Genomic DNA, 25,989 nt, shown 5'->3' with positions numbered 1-25,989 from the left:
GTCAGGCACCTTTTTTACTCGCCTTGTATCCATGCCCGATCATTTCATGGACATTATGGACGGTGACATAGGCGTTTTCATCTACTTCCTTAATAATACTTTTCAGTTGGACGATTTCCTGCTTATTGATGACGATATAAAGGACTTCTCTGTTCTGACCGCTATAGCCTCCTCGTCCGTCTAAAACGGTTATTCCACGCAACATCCGACTTGTGATGTTGGCCAAGACCTGTTCAGGAGAATTGGAAATAATCATCACTGCTATCTTTTCATCGAGTCCTTCGACAATGAAGTCGATCGCCTTCGCTCCAATGAACACAATCAACAGCGTATACATCGCTTTTTCCAAACCAATGATGAAAATCGAGCCAACCACTACTAAAATATCAATAATTAGCATGCCTTTCCCAATGCTCCAACCTAGCAATTGGTTCGCCAATCTAGCTAATATTGTCGATCCTCCCGAGGTTCCTCCCGTCCGGAAAATCAATCCCAACCCAGCTCCGACAAGCAAACCCGCAAAGATTGAGGCCAAAAACGTATCCTCAGTTAATTGATGTCCAATATCCTCGGTTAAAAATAAACACAGCGAGCATGCTGCAATTGAAATCAGCGTATAGACAAACGTTCTTTTTTCAAAAAATTTATAACCAACCGCTAGCAGCACTGTATTCAATACAAAATTTACGATACCCGGCGACCAATCAAACAAATAATGGGCAATAATCGTAATCCCTAAAATCCCGCCTTCTGATAGATGGTTCGGGATTGTGAAATAATTGACACCCACCGCAAAAATTAGTGATCCTAGTAATATATACAAAATATCCTTCAACGTATTCTTCATAAAAAGAACCCCTTAACGAATTTAATAACCTAATCTTAACCTAGTAAATGATAACCATCAAACTACAAATTAGGCAAAAATCATGACAAAAAAATGCTCCAAGAACATTAAATTCTCACTGCAGTTTTATCTATAACATCCGCCGCTCCGACAGGAATCTAATATAAAAAAGCCCTGCCTACGTATGTAGACAGAGCTGCCAATTAATATGTTTGTTTCTGATGCCAATTCCACGCATCTGCAATAATTCGTTCCAGATTCCGTTCAGCCTTCCAGCCTAGTTCGCTAAGAATTTTTTGAGAGGAAGCGACAAGCATAGCAGGATCTCCGGCACGGCGGTCAGCCATTTCTACGTTTGCCTCCACACCGGTAACTTTTTCACATGTTTCAATGACTTCCTTAACGGAATAGCCAAGACCGTTGCCAAGATTATAAATCTCAGCCGATTTCTTCCCTGTTAATAACGCCTCGAGTGCAAGGATATGGGCACTGGCTAAATCAGTCACGTGAATATAATCGCGAATACAAGTACCATCAGCTGTATCATAATCAGCTCCAAAGACAGATACTTTTTCCCGCTGGCCTAACAGTTGTTGAAGGACAATCGGAATTAAATGTGTTTCTGGGTCATGACTCTCGCCAATTAATGCTGATTCGTTGGCCCCTGCTGCATTAAAGTAACGTAAGACCACATAATTCAATCCATAAGATTTTGAGAAATCAGACAGGATTTGTTCGATCATCAGTTTGGAATGTCCATACGGATTAATCGGTCTGGTTGGAGTTGTTTCATCAATCAACTCCACATCAGGAATTCCATAGGTAGCTGCAGTGGAAGAGAAAATAAAGTTTTTTACGTTGTTTCTCATCATCACATTTAACAAGGTAAGTGTGGACGCCACGTTATTCTGATAATATTTCAAAGGATCCACAACAGACTCCCCTACCAAACTAAAGGCAGCAAAGTGCATAACCGCCTTTATGGGATAACTTTTGAAGATCATTTGTAAATCTTCTTCATTGCCAAGATCACCTTCGACAAAAACGGCCCGGCTATCAACTGCTGCGCGGTGACCAGTCGATAAGTTATCGAGAACGAGAACCTCTTCTTTTTCTACTAATTCCTTTACAAGATGGCTACCAATGTAACCTGCTCCGCCAACGACGAGAATCATATTCATTTCCCCTTAGCTAGAATTTCAATTACCTTTTTTATTATAGCATTTTGACGAAAAAACGTATATTTTGCGTTAAAGTAAAAAAGTGCCAGGCACCATGTGAATTTTTCACATGGTGCCTAACACCCTGACTGTTAAGCTACTTGGCCATCATTTTTACGGCTTTTTCTCTGTTTATCTGCTTTGAGGACTTTTAAGGATAGGTAAATGCCTGAAACGGTTAGGAAGATCATCGCTAGTGCAACTAGGTCGACCAGCCATTTCACATTAGTCGTGCCGATTTTCCCTTCATGAAGACCTCTAATGATACTTGTGATCGAACTCGCTCCGCCTTCTCCCCTAGGGCCGCCGGCGCCCATGCGTCCAGGAAAATGACCAGCTGCGTTTGTGCCTGTTTGTCCTTGAGTTTGGCCGTTTGTCTGCGTTTGATTGCTAGGAGGATTCTGCGATTGAGTTTGCCCAGTTGTTTGGCTTGAGTTTGTGGTTGCACCTTGTGGTCCTACACCTTGATTAAATTGACCCGGCTGGAAATTGCCTCGATTTCCTTCCATTTGTGTCTGACCGATTAACCACGGCTCGTTCATTAACAAACCCGTAATTGACTCGATTAGGATAAAGATAGAACAAATTAAACCAATCCATAAATGGGCTTTTCTCGTATCTTTCATATAAATTCTCCTCATTTTGTTATATTTTTTTAGATACTCTCTTGTAAATTGCCGCTTTGAACTACTAAAAACAAGTTTATTTGCGAAAAATTAGCTTTTATTTGCGGATTAACTGGATTTATTTACTAAAAGAGATAAGTCGGTTTTATTTGCGAATTTACTAGTTTTATTAGCGGATCAAAATTTCGCCATCGCCAATGAGAGATGAAATCCTTATCGTCCTTATTGGTAGCGAAGTGCTTGAATCGGATTTAGTTTGGATGCCTTGTTGGCAGGGAATACGCCGAAGACGACCCCGACCACAAGCGAGAATAAGAACGATGATAGAATCACGGTTGGGGAGTAAGCGATGCTTAAACTCATCAGTGATGAGACAACCTTTCCTAATCCTAATCCGAATAAAATTCCTATCAATCCACCCATTGAGCTTAAGACGACCGCCTCAATTAAGAATTGCAGGAGCACATCACGTCTTTTCGCGCCAATCGCTTTTCTGATTCCAATTTCCTTCGTCCGTTCTGACACGGACACAAGCATAATATTCATGATGCCGATCCCACCGACAAGCAAGGATATACTTGCAATTCCTCCAAGCATCATCGTCATCGTGTCGGATACCGAACTCATCGTGTCCATCACATCCTGCTGATTCGTTACGCCATAATAGTCACTTTTGCCGGGATACATACTGGCAAGCGACAATTTAACCTCATTCATGACGAAATCCATTTGATCCTCGCTTTTACCTTGCAAATAAACCGTGCTTATTGTTGTACTGCCAACTAAACGCTGACCCGTGCTCAATGGGACGATGACCACATTATCCCCGCTCTGCCCGAGTGAACTCCCTTTCGAAGCTAATACCCCTACAACTTTGAACGAGGTGCCTGACACCTGAATATATTGGCCGATTGGATTCTCTGTGCCAAAAAACGTCGCAGCGGTATCCGAGCCAAGAACAACAATTTTTTGGCGGTATTCTACGTCCAGATCGGTAATAAAGCGACCTTGACTAACCTTCGCATCACGTACCGTTGAATAAGCGGCGTTTGTTCCTGTTAAGGTGATCTGTGAGGAGGTCCGCTCCTTCTTCACATAAACACGCCCCGAAACAACCGGTGCAACAGCTTTGACTCCATCAATATCACTTAACTCATTAATTTTATCCTCGGTTAATTCAATATCGGTACTATAGGTATTAACGGTCAAAAGGTTCGTTCCCAATTGATTGATTTGACTTGTGACGTTTTTCGCTGACCCTTGCGCAATCGACACCAGCACAATGACAGACGAAACCCCAATAATAATGCCGAGCATCGTCAAAACAGCCCGGAGTTTATTGCTTTGAATACTCCGAAGGGCCATCTTAATAGATTGCATGATTCCCAAGTAGTACACCCCCATTCTCAAAGAGCTGGCCGTCTTGAATACTAACCATTCTTCTTGCTTGTTTCGCAATCTCTAGATCATGTGTGATTAAAATAATCGTATGTCCTAATTCATTCAATTCCTTCATTAAAAAAAGAATCTCCTTGCTCGTTTTACTATCCAGTGCTCCTGTTGGTTCATCGGCGAGGAGAATCGCCGGCTGCCCAACAAGCGCTCTCGCAATCGCAACCCTTTGCTGCTGGCCTCCGGAAAGTTGAGTTGGAAGATGTCCGGCACGATCCTTCAAGCCCACCTTGTCCAATCCGTCTAAAGCGCGCTCGCGCCTTTCTCTTGTCGATACACCGGCATATAACAATGGCAATTCTACATTTTCGAGTGCTGTGAGCTTACTTAATAAGTTAAAGTTTTGAAAAATAAATCCAATCTTACCATTACGAATCGTCGCCAAGCTGTTATCATCCATTTTTCCAATATCTTTGCCATCTAGGTGATAGGTACCCTTATTGGGGCGGTCAAGGCAGCCTAGCATATTCATTAATGTCGATTTTCCCGATCCCGATGGGCCAATAATCGCTAGAAACTCGCCCTTTTGAATTTCTAATGACACATCATTGAGGGCATGGACCGTTTCACCGCCAAGTTTATAGGACTTCATCATATTTTTTATCTCAATAATTGGAGTCCTCATTAATTGCCACCCTTTCCGCTCGAGCTAGTTTGTCCCTGTCCACCACCGCTTGGAGGCATTCCACCGCCAGTCATTGCTCCCATTCCGCCCATGCCGCCTTGCATCCTACCCCTTTGATTGTTAGAAGAACTACTAGTTGCAAGAGCAGGTAATTGAATCCTTTCGCCTGCCGTTACCCCCTCTGTAAGTTCTACATAATCATCAGTCGAAATGCCCGTTTTCACGGTCCTTTGCTGGCTAGTACTGCTTGCAGAACTAGCCTCGGTAGAAGCGGAAGTCACAACAACATACTTCTCATTATTGTTTGTATACACCCCATCAACTGGAACGTAGAGAGCATTTTCCTTACTCTCGGTGAGGATACTAGCTTCTGTACTCATCCCCACCTTTAAGTTTTTAGGTTGATCGATATGAATGGTGACATCAAAAGTGGATGTTCCGTTTGCAGAGGTTCCTTCTGCGGCAATATCTGTTACCTTTCCAGTAAAAGTGGTGTCAGGATAGGCACTCACGGTTATGCTAACGGTTTGTTTCTTTTTAATCTTAGTAATGTCTAGTTCATCCACTTGAACCACAGTTTGTAAATTCTCGTAATCGGTGAGATGAGCGATAACCTGTCCATTGGTAACCCGTTCACCATCTGTAACAGAAATGGTTGTAATCTTACCATCGGCTGGGGCCGTAATCGGGTCACTATCATCTGTGAAGGTGATTAACTCATCTCCCTCACTTACGGTGTCCCCTGCAGAAACTAACACTTCATCAATTTCATCATTATCGACCGTCGATTTAATATCTTCACTAGTCACTGGTGCAACGGTGCCAGATCCACTAATCTTCACTTCGAGTTTGCCTTGTTGAACAACGGCTGTTCGAGTTTGAGCCGTTGTCTCCGTGCTGACTGTTTTCGATTTATAGTATTGAAACCCGACAAAGCCAATCACCAAAACGCTTACGAGAATCCAAATCAACTTTTTCATTCCTATATACTCCTTTTGCTCCCTGCTGCATTACACCCTCCGACACCAGGGAAGTTTTTATTTGATGAGCCTATTATCTTGTCGGTTCCTTAACTTATCCTTAACAAAGAAAAGCGCAAGCGGTCCGTTTAACGGCGTAAGACTGGAGCGCTCCGACTAAGATAAAGGAAACACGGTGAGCATAGCGAACCGATGTTGACTTATCGAAGGGAGGAGAGCGAAGTCTACTAGCCGTTGGGCCGTTTGCGCTAGACAGTTATCTAAGTATAGAGTTTTGCCTTATTTAATTAGGGTGTCAGGCACCATGTGAAAATTTCACATGGTGCCTGACACCCAGCTAAGAGATGCACAATATTTAAAATTGAAAAAACCTTAATTCCTTGTAATTAATGGAATTAAGGCTTTTTCATGTTGATTATTCTTAGGCCAATCTAGATAAGGCAACAAGTGTTTGTTTGAGTAATTGTTCCTAATTTACTTTGATGGAGACAGAATTGCTTTTATTACCAGACTTATCTTTAGAAAAAATTGTCAAGGTAGTACGTTTTTTCTGAGCTTTAATTTTGACTTTGTAATTTCCCTTTGCATCTACAACTGCGTTGCTTACATATGTTTTTCCGTTATAAACATAGATAGTCGAGCCAATTTCAGCTTTTCCTGTAACAATAGTAGACTTAGAGGTTACTTTATTTACTGAAGGTTTAGCAGGAGCTGTGAAATCTGGCATTTTTGTAAAGGATGGAAGGCCAGAGATATAGCCAACGCCGCCTGTCTTATCAATACCGATTCCTTTTTCCATTGCTTTCTTTAACTCTTCTTTATTAACAGCAGTAATAGCTTTTCCGTCTAATTCATCGCCTGGATGTTGGAAATTACTCATAATATAAGAGAAACCATTACGATCATCGGCAGCGAACAATCCAGTGGATTCCGCTCCTGCTGGGTTCGATAAAATACGTGTTAACTCTTTCGTATCGACATTATAAGCCCATACATAGTTATTCGTATGCTTACTGCTATCTTCGCCAATAAATAAGGTTTTCATTTCTTCAGAGTAGCTTAAGTTATCAGGACTTGCTACTTTATCTACATTCGCTGTATTACCGAAAGCATCAGCCGTTGCAAGGTCTTCACCTGCAAGTAAACCTGACATCTTTGTAGCCACATACTTACTAAGAATGCTGCGGTCGCTGTTATCTTTTTGACCACTCATTAAATCTAATTGATAGGTTGCGCCGGACTTAATTTTAGGTAATTGCATATCATCAGCAGGATCTTTTCCTGTGCTGTCTTTTTCCATGCTGCCGCTTTGGTCGGAAATAGCGATATACACCTTGTTATCTTTGGCGTTATATGTGACACCTTCCATTTTGTTGAATTCAGTAGTGGCACCAATGTAAGCTGCATAACGGCGTGATTCAAGAAATGCTGCCGCTTTTTCCATACCAGGCTTTAGTTTTACATATTCTGTTTGACCATAGGAATATTGTTTAATCGCTTTAAAACCTGGTTGCGCTGTATCAGACGTTTCAAAGATGTCACTGAATTTAATATCGTTGTCAATGATCGCTTGTATTTCCTTATCATTGGCATGTCCTAGCTTAACCCATTCTAAATTTCCTGAACCGCCATTTTCAGTCCCAGTTTGGACGAATTTAGCAGCGTATAATGTACCAGCTGATAAATCTTTCGCCTTATCGGCTACATACATGAACATACCAGTATTTGCACCGTCATCACCAAAGTAAGCTGTACGATTGTCAGGCATCATTTTCATTAATTCATGAGAGAAGCGGCCAAGACTGTAATGTTTTTCTACTTTTACTTTACCGTTTTTCTTTACTTGGATTTCTGGAACGTAGCCATAGAAATATGGATTTGCTTTTAATTTATCCCCGAAATAAAGCTGTGAAAAGCTTTCAACGGAAGTTCTTGCCGATGACTTCACGTCAAATTCGTATTTGCGCGCGTCTGGCTCATACTCTTCCGATCCTAAATGTGTATTCCATGGTGAAAGCGATCCATTACAAGGAATCCAAAGTCCGTTAACCTCTGAAAAATCAATTTTCTTAACCTCTTTAGCTTTCAATTCACCAGTCTTCTTATTTTGGTCTAAAGTGGTTAAGGACATGGAAGCAGGAACAATTCCATAAGCAGAATTACCAGCTGCATCTAATGTTTGATATTCATAATGTGTAACCATGTAAAGCTTTCCGTTAATCGGATTTAATAAGCTGTTGGAATCAGGTGCATCCGAAACAAATGGGGTTGGTTTTCCAGGAACACTAGTATCCATGATTGGATCCCCATAATAATCAATCGGTGTACCGGCAGGAATCAATTCACCTTTATTAACTGCGATTTTATCTTCTGATTTAAAAAGTCTTTTATATGATAGAGGGAACGTTTTTACTTTTCCATTGCTGTATTTTACATCAACGGAGGCGCTTGTATACGTATCTACCATTTGATCGATAGTAGTTGGGGCAGGCATTCCATTAAATTTAACAGAGTCAACCTTGATTTGGCTATTACCTGCTGCAAATGCTGGTGTGACGGCAGGAATGGTTAACGCAATTGTTAGAGCGACAGCAGCACCTTTTGTTACCATGCTATTCTTATTCATTGGGATCCTCCTATATGAAAGTTTTCTATCATCTACTAAACATTTAATGACTGAGCTAATTTTTAAGGTTCCTAAAAAAATAAAAGTAGAAAGGAATGGTTACAAACCTATCTACTTTTATATCAATCTTGTCCATTATAGAAAGATCTTAAAGATTTTTTTGATTACCTTTTGCGTCACGTTCAACTTTCATTTCTGTTACAGGAAGGTATCCTTGCTCTTGTAATAAAGTATTTTGAATATCATCTGACATCATGTAATCAAGGAATGCTTTAGCAAGATCTGCAGCCTCACCCTTAGTATAAGAGTGTTCGTATGCCCATACAGGAAATTTACCAGATTGCACATTTTCTCCAGTCGGTTCTACACCATCGATGGCAAGAGGTGTTACAGATTCGTCAGTAAAGTATGAGAATGCTAGGTAACCAATGGCACCGTCTGTTTCGTTAATAATCTTTTTAACTGTGTTTGAAGAATCTTCGGTAATTCCTTCAGCAGGTGTTGCACCATCAAGGGCAAATTTATTGAATACTGCACGTGTACCTGAAGAGTCAGGACGGTTGACAAGAACAATCTTTTGATCTGCTCCGCCAAGTTCTTTCCAGTTTGTGATTTTTCCAGTGAAAACTTTAATTAAATCAGCTTTTTTAATATCTTTAATCCCTACTTTAGGGTTAACAGCAGCAGTCATACCTACTACAGCTACTTTGTGGTCAACAAGTTGATCAGCTGGGATACCTTCTTTTTCTTCAGCAAAAACGTCGGAGTTACCAATTTGAACGGATCCTTCAGCAACTTGTGATAAGCCTGTACCAGATCCACCAGCATTTACTTGAATATCAACTTTAGGATTATTAGCCATAAATTCTTCGGCTGCCGCTGCCACTAAAGGCTGCATTGCCGAGGAGCCGGAAATACTTAATGAGCCAGAAAGTTCTTTCGTTTCTTCAGTCTTTGCCGTTTCTTTCTTCGCAGTTCCTTCTGTCTTTTCTGTAGAAGTTGCGCCTCCACATGCAGCCATGAAAACCATTAACGCAGCTAGCAATGTAAGCAGGCTTAATTTTTTCAAACTTTTCATATCTTTAAATCCCCCTAAATTTTTGTTGTTGTTTACGTGTTTTAGATTAATCCTTTTTTGTTAACTGAGTATTAATGGGTTGTATAGTTTTGTAAAGATATGATGTATTTTGTAAATTTAAAATAGTTTGTGTCATTTCCTGTCTTAAAATCTACCTATCTCCATTTAATAAAAATATCACCGGCCTTCTAGGCAGGTGATATTTGCTTTCTAGTATTTTAAGCTGATAACGGGTGCTGCTTAGTCTTTATTTTTCTGACTTTTCCACTCAGCCAATCGTACATAATCGGGATTACCACGAGGCTAATCAGTGTCGAGCTAATCATGCCGCCCACGACGACAACCCCAAGCGTTTTTGAAATAATCGTATTCCCGTTACCTGAGAAAGCTAAGGGAAGCAAGGTTAAGATGCTAGTTCCCGCAGTCATTAACACAGGTCGAACCCTTGAAGAGGTTCCTAACAAAATTGCCTGCTTGGCGTCCATCCCATCAGAAAGGTTACGTTCAATTTTATCGACAAGCACAATTCCATTGGTGACGACAATGCCTGTGAGCATCAATATTCCAATCAATGCGGCGAGATTCCACTCCTTTCCGAAGACTGCCATACTCCATACCGATCCGATTAACGCCAGTGGAATGCATAGGATGACTGAAACCGGTGCATACCAGCCACGAAAAACACTACTCACAATCATCAGGACTAGCAAAAGAGACAGAGCAAGAGCAAGGCTCATTTCAATCACCATTTGCTTGACTTGCTGAGAGATCCCTCCAAGCGAATAGTCAATGCCTGAAGGCAGGTCCAAACCTTTCATTGTTTCATTAACTTGTTTTGTAACCTTTCCAATGTCGCGTGTAATAATATTGCCCGTCACGGCAGCAAATGGACGACCATCCTGCTCACTGATTACCGTTTGGGTACTGGTCTCCAAGGTCGTAATCTCCGCTAATGACACCTTTGAACCGTCCTTGGCAGTAAACATTTCATGGCCAATTTTAGATAGAATCGTTTTTTCAGGATCCGGGTCACCTGCTTTAACTAGACTTTCCCGATTGTCTAACCGAAGGGAAATTGGGGTATTCAGGTCACCAGATGGGACATCCATCCTTACGTCTTTAGGTAGGTAGCGATCGAACCGATTAAGAACTTCATCGACATTTATACCTAAGCGTTGAATTGCTTCCTGATTAAGTGAAAGATAATGTTTCATTGCTGCATCGGCATCATTTGCCGCTCCTTCAATACTTAAACCTGGGATCATTTGCAGCTTACTTCTTACCATAATGCTAGCTTTGGCAAGATTTTGTTGGTCAGCCCCGGTTAAAATCACCTTTAAGCGAGAATCATCTCCGGAAATATTTTGATTAGAAACGGTATAGACAGCAGATGTTGATAATCTGCCAAACTGCTGACGCATTTTTTTTACAAATGAATCGATGTCACTTTTATCTTTGATCCCAATTGAAATATTGGCGATATTCTGCTTTTGCATCCAACCGCCGCCTTCATCAAAGACATCATCAAACATCGGTGTAAATGTCAAACCAAGAGTGGAAGTGTATGTTTCTACTTCAGGATCATTTTTTAAGATGGTTTCGATATTTTTTACTTCCGCATCCACATCAGAAAGTTGCACTCCTTCAGGAAGCTCGACCTGGATGGCTACATCCTTTGAATTTCCTCTTGGAAAAAAGTTAACCGGCAGGAACACGGCTTCTGCTATCGTGATGGCAAAAAGCACCACAGCAAGTCCCACTATCACTTTTTTCTTCAGAAATGCCCAATGAAGTAGGTTTTGCGCCCTTGTCTCCATTTCAACTGACTTATTCATTGGCCATTTTTTCCATAATAAGTGAGCCAAGGCTGGTACGACAATAATAGAAACGGCAAGAGATGTCACAAGGGCGATGACAACCGACCAGGCAAATCCTGAAAAAGCCGAACTAATCATCCCTCCGATAATACTTATTGGTAGAAACACAGCAACGGTGGTTGCAGTGGAGGCAACAATCGCTGGAATCATTTCCACTACCCCGCCAGCCAAATCGCGAACTGTGATATGTCCGTTGTATTTTTCCATTTGTTTTCTGTACATATTATCGATGACGACGATCGAATCATCCACCACCCGGCCCATCGCTACAATTAATCCAGAAATCGTTAAGATATTCAAACTGACATCCATTGCTTTTAAGATCGCTGTTGTACCAAGAAGGCAGATTGGCAAGGATAAGGCAATAATAAATGTGGAACGGACATTCCTGAAAAATAAAAATACACAGATGATCGAGAACAAAATCCCCAATAACCCCTCTTTGATCAGACCCTTTAAAGCAGCGTTTATGTCCTTCCCCTGGTCCAAAAGAATAGAAAGATCGACTGTTCCTGACTTGATTTCTGGTATTTCTATAATCCTTTCATTGATCCTTTCAGTCACATCGGTAATGTTTGAAGAAGGTGTTTTTAAAACATCGAGTAGAACACTCGGCTGCCCTGCTGTTCTAGAAATCGTCTGTAGGTCAACAATACTGCTCTCAATGTCTGCTACTTCCTGTAAACTTACTGTTTTCCCGCCGCTAACAGGAATCTTTACACTTTTTAAGTCTGCACTATTAAGAGTCCAATCGGTCACACGAATCGGCATGGATATTTGTCCATCCGGTCCGCCTTTTTCTTTGATGGTTCCTTGCGGCAATACTGGATGAATGGCAGCTAGAGCCTTTTGAATGCCTTTTATGGTTAACCCATATTTTTGGAGGGCATCTGCTTTCAACGTCAACAAGTATCCGGAATTCCCTGCCCCGGTGACACGGACTTCTCTGACTCCCGGAACACTCTTAATTTCATTTGCCACTTTATCTTGAATAGATGTTCGTAATTGATTTTCATCAATTTTTCCGGCATTACTTGTTAAGCTTACTCGCATGACAGGAAAAGAGTTCGTACTGACCCGTGTAATCAATGGCGTTTTCACACCGTCCGGCAAATTAATTTTATCAACGGCCGCCCTCACTTCAGTTTCCGCCTTTTCCATATCGGTGTGGCCTGGAAAATAGAGGCTCGCCATTAAACCGCCATCAAATGAGTTTGTTTCCAGATAATCAAGCTTATCAACAGATCCGACTGCTTCCTCAACCTTTGCGGTAAGGAGTTGTTTGACCTGATCAGATTGATATTGATCAGCTTGAATCGTTACCATTAGGGCAGAGTTGTTGATTGGAGGTAAGTAATCCCGCTGCATCTGCACGGCAGACAAGGCACCCCAGGCAACAATTAGGACAACACATGTCAGGATCAAAACGGACTGTTTCATCGATCCTTCAATAAATCGAATCATTTTTTAAAACCATCCTTTTAAAATAGTAATTTTTATAATTGCAAAAATAAAAGGGTGACCCATGGTGTCTGGTCTCACTGACAGAATACTGTATAGAACTCTTCCGAATATACAGCATTTTACGAATGGTGCCTGACACCCTGCTTTGGGGTCACCCTCTTTCCATTATTTAATTATTCTTTTTTTCGCCTGGATAAGGTTTATCACCTTTTGTAGCTTTCCAGAGAATCTTGTTCAATTTTTCTGAATCGGCATGGTCAACTCCTGAGAAATCTAGTTTTTTAGATTCTTGAGCCATCGGTGCCGTTTCTCCATTCTTCCGGTCAAGTGGATAGGTTGGTTCTTCTACCTTAAATGGAGAAAAGTTAGGTTTTTGGGTGAACGAATTGACCATCGGCACCGCTGAAGCATCAAACTGTGTCATTGGTTTCATGCCCAAAATCATTTCCATCGTACGAAGCATGGACGTTGTATCATATAATGTGCTGTCTACGCTGCCAGTTTGTGTATAAGGGCTGATAACAAGGGATGTAGTCCGGTGAGCGTCCACGGAATCCCAACCATTCTGTGCATCATCTTCGGTAACAAAAATAGCAGTATCCTTCCAATAAGAAGATTTACTAACCATATCGACCAGCTTACCAAGTGCATAATCGTTTTGTGCCACCATGGCTTGTGGGGTTAATTCTCCTGGTTTTGTTCCGAGCGTATGGTCGTTAGGCAGGCGAACGATTTGCAGCTGCGGAAGATTGCCGTTATCTTCGTATTGCTTAAATTCTTCTGACCACGCATCCAAGCGGGTAAGATCCGAAATTTTAAGATTATAGGAAGGGTAGTCAGGGTCAAAATTATTGCCCATGCTAGCTTCAGCTGCTACATATTTCCCCGTATTTTTGTCATAATTGACGAATTCACCATAGTTTCTGAATGATACACCCGAGCGACTTGCATTCGTCCATAAGAATCCGGCTTTCGGATAGGCCGCTTCATTGCCCCCTTCAAAGTCATAACCGCGGTTACGTCCCGAATAGTTTGCAAGCCAGTTTTTCTCTACATAGTCGTTGGACTGTGCAGCTGTAGACCAGTTATGTCCCTGAGCACTGATTTCAGCATTCGCATAAAAATTGTCTAATAAAACGAATTGATCGGCCAGCTTATGAATATTTGGGGTAATATCTTTACCAAAGATGGTTAAGCTCGGGTCGCCATTTCCTTTTTCCATATCACCAAATACTTGGTCATACGTACGATTTTCCTTGATAACATAAATGACATGTTTAATTGGTGATTCTTGTCCTTCAAAGCGCGGGATTGGGAATTTTTCGCTTGCACTGAATCCTGTTGGTTTCATTTCTTGATTATTCTTTTCCACTTGTTTCGTATATTTCTTCAGTTGCTTATCATCTGGAACATCGATAAAGGACATGGTTCCTTTCATCATATTCCCGATGTACTGTCCTTCCCGGTTGGAACCAGCACCAAGACCCTTGGCATTCAGAACCATCAATTTGTCATCATGTAAATAGATACCACTTGGATACCAGGCAGTTGGAATTAACCCCTTCACTTCTCCTTTTTGCAGATCAATGACTGCTACGTCGTTATTTCCACCGTTGGTAACGTATAAAGTTTTGCCATCCTCGCTTATTGTTAGAGCATTAGGCTGGCTTCCCGCAGGAGCATTTTTATATGGGCTAAGCGAAATGGTTTTGATTTCTTTTTGTTGTTTCGTGTCGATGATTGAAACGGAATCGCTGTCGGAATTGGATACATAGATCATGCCGTTCACCGCATTTTCAATAATCGCATTCGGATGCAGCCCTACTGGAATGGTGCTTTTGATCGTCAGCGTATTTGGATCGACCACACTGATGCTACTTTCACCCCAGTTGCTGACATAAAGGGATTTCCCATCATTGCTCATTACAGCTGCATACGGATGTTTCCCAACAGCGGTTGTTTTTACAATTTGATTTGTGGTAAGGTCAATTTTTGAAACGGAATGATTTAAATTATTCGCAACAAAGAGCGACTTTCCATCCCTTGAAACGGAAATTCCAGCAGGATAAAAGTTTGTTTTGCTGCTATCTTTAAGGATAATTGGAGATTGTTCAGTTAACGTTCCATTTTCAAATCCATAGACACGGATCTTGTTATTCCCTCCTGCTGAGGCATAGACGGTTTTTCCATCGCTGCTAAATGCGACCCCAAAATAGAGGGATTCAGGCGATTTGTATGGAATAGTCTGTACGACCTTCTGGGTGCTAACATCAACCACTTGAAGAGATTGTTCCCCTTGTCCATCGTTGGAAACAATAAGATAACGGTGATCCGGGCTTAATACACCACCCATTGGGAAATCACCAAGCGTCACTTGTTGACCAGAAGGAGTAACGGGCCACCCATGAGAGGTAACTGCCGTTCCATCTGCCTTAGGTCCAACAAATTGTGTGTAACCTGCATAGGCTGACGTTGAACCAAGAAGCAAAGTAGCCAGCGATGCTGCCAGTATCTTTTTGCGTTTCATAAAAACATCTCCTTATTAATATGTAATCCTTACATGCTCCATCCTACTCCCGCTTTATTAATTAGAAGTTAAGCAGAGTTAAAGAAATATAAAGAAAAATAGGAAAATTTTAGGATTGTTTTTCTCGCTTAGTAGTTTTAACTCAGTTGACATCTGTCTATATGACCAGAAAAAATAAGTAAAAAAACAAGGTGCCTAAAAGTTTAGGTCACCCTGTTAGCTGCTCTTTTTAATCCAGTAGAAATTTCGTTTTTACATACGAGTTTCCCAGTTAGAGCATGATTTATTGTAAATTCTGATTGGTTACTTTTTTATTATTTCCCTTATTTTCCTGACTCTTGATCAGTTCCGCTGTCTGGGGAACCAGTATCGCCTGAATCTTGATTTTGTTCTGTATCCGCATCTGTCTTTGTATTACTACAACCTGAGGCAACTCCTACCAACATGAAAGACGCCATTAACACTAACATCCAATTTTTTAGATCCTTCATTTTTTCTTCCTCCTTGATTGTTTCAAATTTTAGTACAATCTCATGATATAAAAATCTGTGAGAAAAAGAAGAAGAATCACTCATTCTTTACATTCATTAACAGATTATTTACAATTTTCATAATATTTTAGCGAAATATTAAGCTAAATTAGTCCATTTCGCCCTTTCTTTATTTCATTCCATCCATTGTTCCTATAATGACATACACCAGCGTTAACCTATTTCACTGCTTTTACAAAATTGACAATAAATTTACATTTTATAAATACAGACTTAATAAACAATCGATATGATATCAATAGTAATAATCAATTCCACAGAAGGAGTTGTGAAAATGTTAGAGATGTTCATTAGATTAGTTATTTTGACTACCTATTGCACTCTTCATTGTCCTTAAACTCTTTATTCGAATAAACAAGAAAAAGCATCTGCAATTGCAGATGCTTTTTCTTGTTTATTCATTAGCTTGCTGGCCAGATAGATTCTGCCCATTCTGGGTGATCGATGAATGGATTGCGGTTGCCTTGAATCGATTCAATGACATCATTTCGATGCTTTTCAAACGCATCCGGCGGATCCATTTTGCTCCATTGCAGAAGAACGGATTTCTTGCCATGGAATGCTGTTGGGTACGTATTCACTTTGTCAGCTAACTCAAGGTTAAGCTCACCTCCGTCACCTTCGTAGCGGACATCCATGTACATAAGCATTCTAGCAATATCACCCTTTACGCGATTAGGCGGCTCAAATGAATCACTATCATAAAAACATTCGGCACATTCACCTTGAGGGTTACCACCGTTATCAAAATCCAAATGTCCGCGTGTACTATTTACAGATGCGTCAGTTGGTCGTAAATGGTGGATATCCGTTCCAGGTCCAACGCTTGTTCCAAAATCACCATGAGATTTTGCCCAAACATGCTCACGATTCCAATCGTTTACACTTGAACCAAACGTAGTTTTAGCTTGCGAACGGTTCGTATAAAGCAGGATGACGTTGTTTGGATTGTTTGGATCTTCATCGGTTTTCTTTAACGCTTCTGTTACTTGCGCATACGTTAATTTTGTTTGTGTTTTAATGATATTGTGTAAAGAAAGCTTCAGTTCAGCACCTGTTTTTCCAGCGACTGCTTGGTAATAAGCTTCCACAGTATTAGCTGGTACAGCCGTTACCGTTATCGTAAATGTTGCATTAACTGTTTTTGTTCCATCATTTGCGGTTACAGTCACATTGACAGTACCTTCTAGTGGAGTTTGAATTGTTAACGATGATCCTTGAACTCTACCAGCAGTTGATGTGTACGTTAAAGCATCGCCATCTGGGTCAGCAAAATAGCCGCTTAAATTCACTGAAACTGGTGTGCCGACTTGAACTGAAACATTTGGCAAGGCTTTAGAAACTACCGGCGCATGATTCACTTTTGGTGGTGATGCGATTGGAGAAGGAAGAACCACTCCGCTCGCATTTGTGAATTTAATGGCAGATGTATCGGCGCCGTCTTTCACTGTCCATTCTTGAACCTGCTCGACTCCTCTAATTTGACTGATATTCGCATTATCAATGACTACTTCTTTTACCACTAAGCCGCCAAGATCAATAACTGCACCTGGTGCGGTTGGGCTAAGAATGACCGTAGTAGTCTTTAAGCCTTCGCCAGAAAGCTTCGCGTAAGAACCTTTTATGACAATACCTTCTGTAATGATAGAGTTTGCACTTACAGTAATGTCAGCACCCACATTGTTTACCGTTAACTTCTTCGTTTTGAATCCGTTTAAGTTGTATACCTTTGTTGATTCTGGTGGTGTCACTGGTGGTAAGACTTCCGCAGCCTTTAATTGCGTTTGAATAATCAATGGGTCATGGTCACTTGCACGGCCATGCTCTTCCATGAAGCCAGAGTTTATGTGCAAGATATCGACCGTTGTATTAGCTGCCATATTGTTGGACACTAAGATTTGGTCTAGTTCTTGTGCATTCCCTTGGTAAGAGTAATTATAACGCTCATTTTCAGGAACAAAGTCAACCATATTGGTCAATTCATTCCCTTTTGCTATTTCTAGCGTTTTCGTGAATTCAAAATCATTAAAATCTCCTAGTAAAACAACGTTTGCGTTTGCATCTTTTGCTTTTACATCTTTAACGAAGTTATTAACAATCGTCGCAATCTTATGACGTTGAACTTCACTGCTTAATACTGGCGGCTGAGTTTTCCCGAATAGCGGCGAATCTCCACCCTTAGAGTTGAAATGGTTGGCTACCACAATCACACTTTGGCCTTGGAAATCAAATTGAGCAGCCAGTGGTTTACGGCTTGAATTAAACGCGGCATTTGTTGGATCAATCCGTCCCGGGTTTAATGTCAGTTTCCCATTTTCAAAGCCGACTGCTTGTGTCGAAGTTCCTTTTGGTGCTCCTGCAGTTAAAGAAACGCGATCTTGATTGTAGAGGAAGGCGACACGAATGTTCCCGCCTGGTGCCCCGCCATCTTGATTATTGACTGGTGTGATCTCAGTATAAACATAGGTTGGTCCACCGAGAGCGACGACCTTGTCAATAATTTTTTGCGCACTTTGTGCACCATCTACCGAACCATTATCGGTTTCACCATTGTTATCTTGGACTTCATTTAAGCCGATAATGTCAGGATTTTTCATCTTTGTGACAATCGCATCGGCAATTTTTGTTACCTTTGCATCTGGAGTAGCGGTAGAGAAGTTCTCAACGTTATACGTTCCAATTGTTACCTTGTCTGTTGCTGGTGTAATTTTTGTAGCTGGACGAACGATTGGTGTTTCTGTTAACGTTGGAAGACTTGATTCTTGAGCCATCAATTTATAGTTGCTGTAACCGTAGTTCACAACACCCTTAATTGCTCCCCTAAAATAGTCGCCCATTTTTGCACGGTAGGATTTATTGGCTGTTGAGCCATTTCTTACATCAACCCCAATTCGGTCGGGATTCGTGTCAGTTGCTGTAATACGTAAACCGCCAGGATTCACGTTGGTTGGATATGTTCCAGGAACAACCCAAACTAATCCGTCTTTTTGCAGCGCAATAACTTTCCCGTCGTCTACTTGTGCATACATACCTTCAATGCTTTCCCAGAAATCAATTGCATCTTCCTCAGGATCAAAGGCTGCAAATTGGTCATTATCAATGATTTCTGTTGGAGCAATGCGATCTACACCAAGTTTGATTGGTGCTGGTACTGGAGCTGTTCCAATTTTAGTAATCGTTGCAGCTTCGATTTCTGTAATCGTTAAGTCAGTAGTTGTTTTCTCCGCGAAACCTTCGCCGTAGAATTCGGTTACTTTTCCTGATACTTTCACAAGGTCACCAATGGATACACCATGTGCTGTTTTAAATACCAAGATCCCGTCTGATGTACTATTATCGCCGTCACCCACTAAGTCTTGGATGAAGAAGCGGCTTGTTCCATCAATATAAGTAACGACACCTTCTACATCCGATACTGTTTTACCGTTTAATAGCGAGTTGTGTGATTTGCCTTGGATATCATAGATATGAATTGGGCCGTCTTGAATGATATAATTAAAGGTCGCAACCGCACTATTTGTCATTCCTTCTTTGACTGCCACAGCTTTAATCGTTGTTGCCTTACTAATAACAATTGGCTGTATAAACGCTGGGCTAGTTGTGGTTGGTTCACTGCCATCAAGGGTATAGTGAATCGTTGCCCCAGCTGTACCTGTTGCTAAGGTTACTAATGTTCCTGTATTTACCAATCCGGCACCTGGAGTAGCAATAACAGCTTGTACGATGCTTGAATCTAGTAAAATATCGCCTTCGTTCCGTGGAATTAATTGATAGACACCATTAAATGCACTAAGAACTCCGGTAATCGCTTCATAAGTTGTACCTGTAGTTAACATGGTTGAACTTGGTGGACGAACTTGGAAGCTTGTTCCATCCACATCAGTTACTGTGTAGTTTCCACTAGAAAATGCCCCTAATGTTACATTTTTTACTGTTACTAGTTTTGCTTCTTTGCTTTCTTGTAACTGAACCGCGGTTAACACTTCTGCTGCAGGAACTGCTTCTTTCCCAGTAACAATAATATTTTCATGATTGGCTTCAATTTCAAGCAACGTAGAAAATTCCGTTAATTTACCAGATACAGTGATTTTATCGCCTGGTAGAATCGTTGTGCTATTAGTCGGTGTGTAAGCAACAATTCCAGCCGTAGCATCTTGGAAATAAATTGCTCTGCCTAGTACAGCGGTAACTACACCGCTAGTTTGAACGTTTGATTGTAACGCAGCTGTTCTAACTTCAGCAATGGTACTTGCTTGTAGAACTGTATAAGCAAACGTTGCGACATCACTGTTTTCTAAGTTGGCTTTTACAGCAATTGCTTTGATTGTCTTGTCTGCACTAATATCTATTGGTGCTGTGTATTCAATGCTTGCTGCTGTTGGTGTAGTGCCATCAGTTGTGTAGTGAATTTTAGCGTCTGCGGTCGCTGTTGCTAAAGATACTTTTGTTCCAGCTGCCACTGCACCTGCAGCAGGTGAAGTTGTTACGTTGGCAACCTTTGTTTCTACTGGAGTAGACTCACCATCCATTGTGTGGCTGCCAAGGTTTGTAAACACATTAACACCCAAGCTATCCCATTCAGTTACTGGATCAAATGCGTCATTTGGGTTACTATCGCCAGCTGTAACGGAACTTTTGCGGACGATCGTTTGGTCCAATGTTTTGACAGTTGTTCCCCAAGCAGTACCAGGATCAATTCCTACCTGACCGATAACATCAATAATGGTCCCGTTATGTTTTAAAACAACCGCATCATCACCATTCCAGTTGATAATGGTTTTACCAGCATCTAATAAGTTTGCCTTTGCGACGATAGCCGCATCCGCATCACTACGAGAAATGACAAATGTTGATCCACTTGCAAGTGTTGCAGACGGATCTGAGGATAAAGACATTTTAAAAGTGGTTGTAGTCGCACCATTACTATAATTTTCAAGTGAATATTCACTTAATTTAACAGCAGCGCCTGTCCCATTGTAGAGCTCAAGTGCCTTGTTAAAGCTGGTGCCTTCAATATATTCAGAAATAAATAGGTCAGTGGCTGCGGTGGCTGCGGTGGCAGAGTTAATAGAAAAATTTGGTAATACTATACTGATAAACATGATTGCCACAAGTATAATATTTAATTTCTTCTTATTTTTTCTAGACAAATCCTCGCACCTCCTGAATGAGTTCGGTGATTATTTGGATCTTTTTTTAATAGTTGTAAATTCCTCCAGCAGTATCACTGGAGGAATTTACTAATTAATTATCTTCAAAGATTGTGTCGCCTTCAACTGTTACAGTTGATAACTCAACATTAGTGCCACCTCTTAAGATAAGGTTGCCTTTTACTGTTGCGTATTCAAGTTTTGTAACATCTGTTACATCAACAATAACATTTCCAGTGTATATCTTCGGGCTGGCTTCTGTTCCGCTGAATGTTGCTGCTGGAACTACTTGTGGAGCTACGTTTACAATACGTCCTTCAACTTTTGCAGTAACCGTTTTATTTGGCTGTGCTTCAATAAAGTCTCTAAACATTTCCCAATCCACAAAGCCAGGCTCACTTACACGTCCCTCTCCGTAAGCTTTAGCAAACATTGAGAATCCGTCTCCACCTTTAGCAGTAAAAATGTTGGTTGCAACAAAATAGTTTTTAGTAAGGTCTAGAGCAGTATAGCTTCCATCTTGACTTTTCACTTCAATTGTTTGAACTTTTTGACCGACTGGTTTCGTGCTGTCATAAGTGAATTTCAACCCTGAAACTTGTAAGAATCCACCAAATGCAACTGGAGCATCCTTCACACTGTACTCAAGGGCAGCTTTAATTTCATCACCTTTTAAGTCCATGATTCCTAAAGCGTTACCGAATGGTAATACTTTAAATACATCTGCTAATGTAATGTTTCCAGCAGGAAGAGTTGTCCGAACTCCGCCACCATTTTGCAGGGCAATCAACGTGTTAGGATTGATTGTTTTTGCTTTTGCAAGCATACCGTCAGCAACAAAGTTACCAAGGTTAGTTTCTATTGTACGTGCAAGAGGATTCCCACCCTCTAATGTAACAGCTGCTGTACCAACGATAGTAGCTTTCTTCGCATCAATTGCTGGCCTATATTTTGTATTTAAGATGTTTGCTATAGCTGCATCTTCCGCGAACGTAGCAATGTCAAGAAGTTTGCCAGTTGTTTCAGGAACGATTACTTTACCTGCCGCATCAAATGTAACATCCAATGTTCCGAGGTACTTGTTGTATTCGTTGGCTGAAACGATAGCTGTTGGCTCAACGCCTGATGTATCAAAGAAAGGAGCATCTAGCTTAGTATGAGAGTGACCTCCAACAATGACGTCGATTCCTTCAACAGCCCCAGCTAATACTTTGTCATTGTCCCATACTGGTGAGTCATCAAAACCAATGTGTGTTAAAGCAATAATTTTGTTAACGCCTTGTGCTTTTAGGGCATAAACAGATTTTTGTGCCTCTTGGATATAATCTTCGAAAGTAACACCTGCTCCTGGACTAGAAATAGTTGGAGTCTCAGCTGTTGTTAAACCAAAAATACCGATTTTTTCACCATTTACAACTTTGATTATGGCGTTGTAAATTTCGCCGCCCAATGGTCTAGCAGTTGTTACATCGTTATGGAAACGGGATTGTAAATTTGCATCATTTGTAAAGTTTACGTTTGAACTTACAAACGGGAAATCTGCTTCTTTTACAAAGTTTGATAATACTTTGGTACCCATATCGAACTCATGGTTACCAAATGTCATTGCATCATAACCTGCTAGTTCCATAAACTCTAAATCTGCTAATCCTTTATACTCATTAAAATACAATGTTCCAGAGAACACGTCTCCAGCATCAAGTAATAATGCTGCAGGTTTTGTGGCACGGACCGACTTAATCGCGGTCATTTTTTTCGCCACATTATCAAGGTTTGCATGGGTGTCATTTGTGTGCATTAAATTCAAAGTGAATTTTGGTTCTGCGATTGTGATCCGTCCTTCAACTTGAGCATTAACCGTTTTGTTTGGCTGCGCTTCAATATAGTCTCTGAACATTTCCCAATCCACAAAGCCTGGCACACTTACACGGCCTTCTGCGTAAGCTTTAGCAAACACTGTGTAACCGTTGCTGCCTTTAGAAGTAAAGATGTTTGTAGCAACAGAATAGTTCTTAGTAAGGTCTAGTGCTGTGTATGTACCATCTTGACCTTTTACTTCAATGGTTTGAACTTTTCCACCGACTGGTTTAGTAGGGTCGTAAGAGAATTTCAAGCCTGAAACTTGCAAGAACCCGCTAAATGCAGCTGGTGCATCCTTCACACTGTACTCAAGAGCTGCTTTGATTTCTTCACCTTTTAGGTCCATGATTCCTAATGTGGTTCCGAATGGTAATACTTTAAATACATCAGCTAATGTAATGTTTCCTGCACGAAGAGTTTTCCGAACTCCGCCGCCATTTTGAAAGGCAATAACAGTGTTAGGGTTGATTGTTTTTGCTTTTGCAAGCATACCGTCAGCAACGAAGTTACCTAGGTTTGTTTCCCCAGTACGTGCAGGATTTCCACCTACTAAATCAACTGCTGCTGTACCAACTACAGTAGCTTTAGCTTTCTTCGCATCAATTGCTGGCTTATATTTTGTGTTTAAGATGCTTGCTGCAGCTTTATTCAACCCGTTTACAGACAATGTTTTGTCCAAGTTCGCAGCTGTTCCTGAGGTAACTACTAGATTACCCTTACTGAAATCCCACTTCGTCAATGATACAGGCTCTGCAGCCGCGCTTACACCAGACGGTAACACAATCGCTAACAGCAAAATAGCAGTCAATGCTAAGCTAATCCACTTTTTCGACCTGTTTACTAATTTAGTCACAGATAAATTCCCTCCAAATTTAGATTACTAATCTTTGAAAATCACACGCAGACTACTAAGCTGTAAAACTCCTACAGCTCCTGACTCTCCCTCACTTTCCATTAGTAAATATTTTACTACCATTATTTTATATTCAAATTTGTCATTATTCTATATATTTCTAGAATCTACAAAATTTTACATAAAATTAACAAAAAGGAACCCGAATTGTAGCTGAATCTGCCTAATGCAAATACCTAGCATTACAGACTCTTCCACAAATTTCACCAGGTTAAAGTGGAAAGCGGTATAATTTTTAAAGCAGATTCTTAAGAAAAATCGAGCAAATATAAACCAGTTATTAGATAGTCCTATATAACTAGTTACCTTCTCCAAAGGTTCATTTGCTCAGGCTAATTGTCAAAAAAAAATTGAATAATCACTCCACTTTCATTTGAGTTAAAAAGCTTCCTCCTATAAAATCAATAATATGAAATACAAATCAGGAGGCACCCGATGAAATTAAGTAATGAAGAACTCGAAATTTTAAGACTCATCGAAGAAAATCACAAAATCTCAGAAGAAACAATCGCCCTAATGGTGATGAGCAGCGAAGAAACCGTAAGAAACACCATCAAAAAATTAGAAGAAGAAAAAGTAATTGTCAGTTACCCGGCCTTAATCGATTGGAGCAAAGTCGAGGGGCAGGAGAATATCATTGCGATGATCGATGTTAAAGTAACACCGAAGCGCGGAGTTGGATTCGATGAGGTCGCCGAAAGAATTTATCGTTTTCCAGAGGTAACATCTCTTTACCTCATGAGTGGTGCCTACGATTTATCGATCACCATTGAAGGTCAAACCATGAATCAAATCGCGTCCTTTGTATCGGAAAAACTATCAACGATTGATAATGTCATTTCAACCACAACCCATTTCATGCTAAAAAAATACAAACATGATGGGGTGATTTTTGGCGGCGGCGATGAGAAAGACAGGAGAATGGTGATTACACCATGAGAAAAGATTACTCCCACTATATATCTGAAACTGCTAGGGAATTACAGCCATCTGGGATCAGAAAATTCTTCGATTTAGCTGCCGGTATGAAAGACGTGATTTCTTTAGGTGTTGGCGAACCAGACTTCATTACGCCTTGGAACATTAGAGAGGCCGCCATTTTATCGCTGGAACAAGGCAATACGGCATATACCGCGAATCCTGGCTTACTAGAATTACGGCAGGAGATCTCTAATTATCTTGGAACAAGATTTGCAGTCAATTATGATCCAACAAACCAAATTATCGTCACTGTCGGAGCAAGCCAGGCAATCGACCTAGCCTTTCGCGCCATTCTAAACCAGGGTGATGAGGTACTGATTGTTGAACCAGCGTTTGTTTCTTATGCTCCCTTGGTTTCGATTGCCGGCGGGACACCAATCGCCATTTCTACCTCTCCTGCAAATGGTTTTAAATTAACACCCAAGCAGTTAGAAGGGGCAATTACAGAAAAAACGAAAGCCATTTTGTTTTGCTCACCCAATAATCCAACGGGCAGTACCCTAAACAAAGAAGAACTGAAGGAAATTGCCGCAATTGTTGAAAAACATGATTTAATTGTTATTTCCGACGAGATCTATGCAGAATTAACCTATGAAGAAACGTATACAAGCTTTGCAACGATTGAAGGCATGTACGAGCGGACGATTTTAATCAACGGATTCTCAAAAGGCTTTGCGATGACCGGCTGGAGATTAGGCATGCTCGCTGCCCCTAAGGAATTTGTGGAGGTCATGTTGAAAATTTTTCAATATACAACGATGTGTGCTCCGACCATGCTCCAATACGGCGCTATTGAAGCACTAAGGAATACTTTTCATGAAGTAGAAGCAATGAAACGAAGCTATCGAATGAGACGGAACTATGTCGTCCATACCTTGAATAAAATCGGCTTGGACTGTCACACACCTGGGGGAGCCTTTTATGTCTTCCCTTCTATCAAAGCAACTGGCCTCAGTTCCGAACAATTCGCCGAAGAACTACTGATGAAGGAAAAGGTCGCAGTCGTGCCCGGCAATGTGTTTGGAGAAAGTGGAGAAGGTTATATTCGCTGCTCCTACGCAGCCTCCATGCCACAGCTGCAAGAAGCTCTGAAAAGAATCCAGAGATTTATCGAGTCAAAGGGCATCTACGGCGAAAAACGAACAGAAGAAATAAAACTAAACCAATAAATCACAAACCTTAAAAGCCCAATTGCTGTATCGTTCACATACA

General features: G+C 40.9%; 15 protein-coding genes. 2 read left to right on the top strand and 13 right to left on the bottom strand.

Annotated elements, in window-relative coordinates:
* Position 1: 1 nt before the first annotated feature.
* From J7E66_RS06945 to J7E66_RS06885, 13 genes are all read right to left on the bottom strand, one after another.
* Positions 2-847 (bottom strand): YitT family protein, encoded by an 846-nt coding sequence (locus J7E66_RS06945; protein WP_214998619.1) that lies wholly within the window; start codon positions 845-847, stop codon positions 2-4.
* A 203-nt stretch (positions 848-1,050) separates the two neighbouring features.
* Positions 1,051-2,022 carry a UDP-glucose 4-epimerase GalE gene (galE, locus tag J7E66_RS06940; protein WP_214998618.1) on the bottom strand — a complete coding sequence of 324 codons (972 nt, stop codon included), beginning with the start codon at positions 2,020-2,022 and terminating at the stop codon, positions 1,051-1,053.
* Between the two features lie 137 nt (positions 2,023-2,159).
* Entirely contained in the window at positions 2,160-2,693 is a 534-nt protein-coding gene (locus tag J7E66_RS06935) for a PepSY-associated TM helix domain-containing protein (protein WP_214998617.1), read from the bottom strand.
* Between the two features lie 222 nt (positions 2,694-2,915).
* Entirely contained in the window at positions 2,916-4,082 is a 1,167-nt protein-coding gene (locus tag J7E66_RS06930; protein ID WP_251032803.1) for an ABC transporter permease, read from the bottom strand.
* On the bottom strand, positions 4,060-4,770 hold the full coding sequence (locus J7E66_RS06925) for an ABC transporter ATP-binding protein (RefSeq protein ID WP_251026481.1): 711 nt from the start codon (positions 4,768-4,770) through the stop codon (positions 4,060-4,062). Before J7E66_RS06925 ends, J7E66_RS06930 begins: the two co-directional genes overlap by 23 nt.
* Positions 4,770-5,750, bottom strand: a complete 981-nt coding sequence (locus tag J7E66_RS06920; protein ID WP_214998616.1) for an efflux RND transporter periplasmic adaptor subunit — start codon at positions 5,748-5,750, stop codon at positions 4,770-4,772. Before J7E66_RS06920 ends, J7E66_RS06925 begins: the two co-directional genes overlap by 1 nt.
* Before the next feature lie 469 nt (positions 5,751-6,219).
* Positions 6,220-8,376, bottom strand: a complete 2,157-nt coding sequence (locus J7E66_RS06915) for an alkaline phosphatase PhoX (protein WP_251032802.1) — start codon at positions 8,374-8,376, stop codon at positions 6,220-6,222.
* A 148-nt stretch (positions 8,377-8,524) separates the two neighbouring features.
* The gene (locus J7E66_RS06910; protein WP_214998615.1) at positions 8,525-9,454 is read right to left on the bottom strand and encodes a phosphate ABC transporter substrate-binding protein; all 930 of its coding nucleotides are present in this window, start codon (positions 9,452-9,454) and stop codon (positions 8,525-8,527) included.
* Between the two features lie 218 nt (positions 9,455-9,672).
* Positions 9,673-12,795, bottom strand: coding sequence for an efflux RND transporter permease subunit (locus J7E66_RS06905; protein WP_214998614.1), 3,123 nt, complete (start codon positions 12,793-12,795; stop codon positions 9,673-9,675).
* A 169-nt stretch (positions 12,796-12,964) separates the two neighbouring features.
* Positions 12,965-15,322 carry a bifunctional YncE family protein/alkaline phosphatase family protein gene (locus tag J7E66_RS06900; protein ID WP_214998613.1) on the bottom strand — a complete coding sequence of 786 codons (2,358 nt, stop codon included), beginning with the start codon at positions 15,320-15,322 and terminating at the stop codon, positions 12,965-12,967.
* Between the two features lie 323 nt (positions 15,323-15,645).
* A complete protein-coding gene (locus tag J7E66_RS06895) occupies positions 15,646-15,813 on the bottom strand; it encodes a hypothetical protein (RefSeq protein ID WP_214998612.1) in 168 nt (55 codons plus the stop codon).
* A 461-nt stretch (positions 15,814-16,274) separates the two neighbouring features.
* Entirely contained in the window at positions 16,275-21,023 is a 4,749-nt protein-coding gene (locus J7E66_RS06890; RefSeq protein ID WP_214998611.1) for an endonuclease, read from the bottom strand.
* A 94-nt stretch (positions 21,024-21,117) separates the two neighbouring features.
* The gene (locus J7E66_RS06885; protein WP_308162477.1) at positions 21,118-23,736 is read right to left on the bottom strand and encodes a 5'-nucleotidase C-terminal domain-containing protein; all 2,619 of its coding nucleotides are present in this window, start codon (positions 23,734-23,736) and stop codon (positions 21,118-21,120) included.
* A 495-nt stretch (positions 23,737-24,231) separates the two neighbouring features.
* Between J7E66_RS06885 and J7E66_RS06880 the strand changes: the two genes are divergently transcribed.
* Positions 24,232-24,735: an Lrp/AsnC family transcriptional regulator gene (locus J7E66_RS06880; protein ID WP_214998610.1), complete on the top strand. Its 504-nt coding sequence runs from the start codon at positions 24,232-24,234 to the stop codon at positions 24,733-24,735.
* The gene (locus tag J7E66_RS06875; protein WP_214998609.1) at positions 24,732-25,946 is read left to right on the top strand and encodes an aminotransferase; all 1,215 of its coding nucleotides are present in this window, start codon (positions 24,732-24,734) and stop codon (positions 25,944-25,946) included. The genes J7E66_RS06880 and J7E66_RS06875 overlap by 4 nt, the downstream gene beginning before the upstream one ends.
* The last annotated feature ends 43 nt before the right edge of the window (positions 25,947-25,989 follow it).

The organism is Bacillus sp. ISL-7 (assembly GCF_018613065.1).
The sequence above is the reverse complement of the archived record's forward strand: the minus strand, read 5'-3'. Positions and strand labels throughout refer to the sequence as shown.